At 44.5% G+C, this 4,040-nt stretch carries 3 protein-coding genes; all 3 read left to right on the top strand.

Annotation, left to right across the window (positions count from 1 at the left end; genetic code table 11):
- Positions 1 to 1,262 (top strand): response regulator (locus ACEW80_RS02655; protein ID WP_373525109.1); only part of this gene is annotated, 1,262 nt, incomplete at its 5' end.
- 550 nt (positions 1,263 to 1,812) lie between these two features.
- On the top strand, positions 1,813 to 2,001 hold the full coding sequence (locus ACEW80_RS02650) for a hypothetical protein (RefSeq protein ID WP_373525108.1): 189 nt from the start codon (positions 1,813 to 1,815) through the stop codon (positions 1,999 to 2,001).
- 718 nt (positions 2,002 to 2,719) lie between these two features.
- The gene (locus tag ACEW80_RS02645; protein WP_373525107.1) at positions 2,720 to 4,003 is read left to right on the top strand and encodes a Glu/Leu/Phe/Val dehydrogenase; all 1,284 of its coding nucleotides are present in this window, start codon (positions 2,720 to 2,722) and stop codon (positions 4,001 to 4,003) included.
- Positions 4,004 to 4,040: the final 37 nt, after the last annotated feature.

Raw genomic sequence — 4,040 nt, 5'->3', positions numbered from 1 at the left:
AAATTCCAGGAGAAGAAGCGGTCAGGACTCAGATTAAAGGGTTAAGGCAGAAGTTGAAATCAGCAGGTGCTGCTGACTTAATTGAAACGGTTTATGGCATTGGTTACCGCCTTAAACCACCAAAAGCACCGAGCCGTCAACATCCCCTCACCGCTTTAACTGGGATTTGGGAGCGATTTAATCCCCGAATTAGCGATCAAGTAGCGGTGCTTGAGCAGGCTGTCGCCGCTGTATCAAAAAATACATTTAGTCAAAAACTCCGCACCGAAGCAGAGCAAGAAGCTCATACCCTAGCAGGTTCATTAGGGACTTTTGGCTTTAGCAAAGGCTCCCAACTAGCGAAGAAAATCGAACATCTGTTACAAACTGGGTTATCCGCAGGCACAAAAGAGGTTAAACTCTTCCAGAAATTGGTTACCGCTTTACGCCAAGAAATAGAGCGCCCTCCAGATGGTTTAGTTACAGTAGCCGATCCGAACGCAGATGAACCTAAATTATTGATAATTGACAGCGATCGCCAACTTGCTGATGAATTAGTAATTGTGGCACACACTCAAGGAATCCGCGCCGAAGTAGCTACGCTTGCTGAAGCTAGGGATAAAATTGCTCGTGACCATCCCAATGTTGTGCTACTTGACCCCGATGTGTCCAACTCAACTAAGGAGGGTTTGCTGCTGTTGGCAGAACTTAGAAAGCAACAGCCAGCATTGCCAGTTTTGGTTTTTACAGCCCACGATAGTTTAAGTAATCGCGTTGAAGTATCTCGGTTAGGTGGTTATGGCTTTTTCCAAAAGCCAGTACCTCCAAATCAAGTTCTAGAGGCAGTTACCCAGCTTCTGCAACGAACAGATCCGGTTACAGAAGCTACAGTAATGGTCGTCGATGATGACCCCCAGATTTTAGCCATTCTGCGAACCTTATTAGAGCCTTGGGGACTCAAGGTAGTTACCCTTGACGATCCCCGGCAATTCTGGGAAAAGCTGGCAGCATCTTCGCCGGATCTGCTGATTCTGGATATTAAAATGCCGTATTTAAGTGGATTTGAATTGTGTCAGGTAGTGCGAAACGATTCTCGCTGGGGCGGATTGCCAGTTTTGTTTCTCACAGCGCCAACAGATGCGGACACCATAAATCAGGTGTTTGCTGTGGGTGCAGATGACTATGTAAGTAAGCCGATTGTCGGGCCCGAATTGGTGACTCGGATCATCAATCGCCTAGAGCGGATTAAACTACTTCGCAGGCTAGCCCAACTGAGCCACTAACTTGTTGGCGATCGCCAAACTTTTCAATCCGCTCCAGTTAGCAGATCAAGTAGCAGTCTTGGATTATAGTCTGGAGACTTATTTCCTCACAAGTTCCTCAAATTGTTTATCTAATCTCAAAGTAAAGCTAAGTGTGTTAAAAATTTGACCGTAGTTAAGCGGCTCAATGGCATCTCGTAAGCTTTGATACCACAGGAGTAAATATCTAATTGTCATAACCTCTGTAGAGTCTTTTCAGGTACTAAATCTTCTGCGCCAGCAAAAGGAGCAACTATTTGATGACACGCAACAAGGCGATGCCGGGAACGGCTTGCCCTTTGGGCTCGCGGCTTCACCTTACCAGATATTTTTATCGTGAACACATAAGAAGAAGCTAGGGAGGCGATCGTATATCGTCAGCAGCAAAAACACCTACCGCAGTCGATGTTAAGCCGTTCAGTAGCGGAGGTAGGCATCACTGTTAAAGCTGATAGCTCTTCTCAAGAGCAATCTTAATTAACTCAGGTTTTAGCAGAAAACAGGCAAATTTTTTAAAAAGGAGAACAAAGCTATGTCTATTATCAAAAAGTTACAGCAACGGCTTCAGAACATTTTATCTGCTCCCCAGCAAGTAATTCAATACATTTTAGGAGCAGTATCCCGAATTTTTAGCCCCACTGACGATCAATACCCAGTAACAGGAGTTCAACCTTTTGAAGGAAAAGTATCTAGCAAGAAAACAAGACATAATCAAACCTAGTAATTAAGCAAATCTACTATTAATCAATATTTGGTGTAAATTTTGTCTGCGTAGCCATAGATTAAAATCTATGAACTCATTCACTCAGATATATTAATAGTAGTTGCAACAACTTACAAATTATTTAGTGAGAACTTATAAATGTTTTGTAAGAATATGGAGGCTTTTAGGCTATGAATACAAATAGCAAAATTAAAATCAAATTTCCCCTACGTCAATTTGTGACTCAGTTCCTCTTCAATCCTTTAGCTAAAGTAGTTTTAAATCCTGTACATTTTTGGTACTTGTACAAAGTTGAGCTATTAGAGTGTTGTTGGGAACAAGACTACGTTCAATTCTTGGAACGTTGCTGGAGTCAAGACATTGAGTTAAAAATATAGCATTAAAAAAGCCGAAAATAATAGTTACACATCAGTAAAATCTGATTTTTTCTTGTTGATTACTGTTGCAATGGATAGAAAGTTTAAGTTTTCTATTCAATTTTGAAAAATCACTTTTAGTTGCCAATGACAATCTGGGAAAACTCAATATTGTCAGCCTCTCAAGAAACAGCTACTCTCAAGACATTCTTTACGCCTGAGCTACGCTGTGAGATGACTCATAAGCCAAGAATGAATACTGTAACGAATTTTACAAAAAATGTATTTCTCTAATGAAAAAGCCTAGACTACATATAGATATTGGGTTTGCGGAAATACCGCAATTGTGAGAAGACAGTATGGTTTCATCATCACTGCCGCTGGAGGCTCCAACTCCAGCACATATCTGCCCCTTCGATCAAGCCTGTAGTTATCTAGAGCAGGCGGTGCGAGAGTTACAGCTTGACCAAGGATTGCTAGCAATCCTGAGTAATCCCCGCAAAGTAGTCACCGTCTCAATTCCTGTCAAGCTAGATAGTGGTGAAGTGCAGGTTTTAGCAGGGCATCGGGTGCAGCACTGTGACGTTTTGGGTCCCTACAAAGGTGGGCTGCGTTACCATCCGGCTGTAACACTGCGGGAGGTGTCAGCCCTGGCAATGCTGATGACTTGGAAATGTGCGCTGCTAGGCATTCCCTTCGGCGGTGCTAAGGGAGGGATTGCTTTAGATCCAACAGACTACAGTATAGGTGAATTGGAGCGGATTACTCGTCGTTATACTAGCGAGTTAATTAAAGACATTGGTCCAGAGGTAGACATTCCGGCCCCAGACATGGGTACTTCCGCCCGCGAGATGGCCTGGATAATGGATACCTACTCAGTAAATGTTGGACACGCTGTGCCGGGAGTTGTCACCGGCAAGCCAATTTCAATTGGTGGCTCCCGAGGACGAGAACTTGCAACTGGACGTGGCGTAATGATTATTGTCCGCGAGGCTCTAGCAGAGAGAGGGGAGTCGCTTGTGGGAGCACGAGTAGTCATCCAAGGCTTCGGGAATGTAGGAAGCGCTGCGGCTTTATTACTGCATCAAGCTGGAGCCAAGATTTTGGCTGTTTCAACGGGTTCAGGTGGCATCTTCGCGGAAGCAGGTTTGGACATTCCAGCTTTGAAAGTCTATGCTGCGGCAAACCGTAAGCTTATTGCCCTTTCTGGAGCAAAATCAATCACCAATGCCGAACTGTTGACTCTGCCCTGCGATGTTCTGATTCCAGCAGCTTTGGAAAACCAGATCACTCACGAAAATGTGAATCAGATTAAAGCATCAATTGTTGCAGAAGCTGCTAATGGCCCAGTAACTTTAGAGGCAGACCAGGCACTCTTAGCGCGAGGTGTGACAGTGTTACCAGACATCTTGACTAATGCTGGAGGGGTAGTTGTGAGCTACCTGGAGTGGGTACAGGGTCTTTCCTACGTGTTTTGGGATGAGGAGCGTGTCAACCGAGAAATGGCAGCCTTAATGGTGCAGGCCTACCGCCATGTTATTCAAGAGTCAAAGGTGCGGCAGGTTTCTCTGCGAATGGCGGCTTACACATTAGGCGTAGGCCGGATTGCTCAGGCATTAACTGATCGAGGTCTCTACCCATAGAAACCTCTGGAACGGGGATTAGTAGCTGCTTCCAAAT

The sequence above is a fragment of the Nostoc sp. genome (genome assembly GCF_041747015.1).
Lineage (GTDB): Bacteria > Cyanobacteriota > Cyanobacteriia > Cyanobacteriales > Nostocaceae > Nostoc.
Note: the sequence above shows the minus strand (reverse complement) of the source record. Positions and strands in the feature narration are given on the sequence as shown.

What these genes read in the sequence shown, in the direction of transcription:
- ACEW80_RS02650 (WP_373525108.1), top strand. Translation starts at nt 1,813, where the DNA reads ATGTCTATTATCAAAAAGTTACAGCAACGGCTTCAGAACATTTTATCT.
- ACEW80_RS02645 (WP_373525107.1), top strand. Translation starts at nt 2,720, where the DNA reads ATGGTTTCATCATCACTGCCGCTGGAGGCTCCAACTCCAGCACATATC.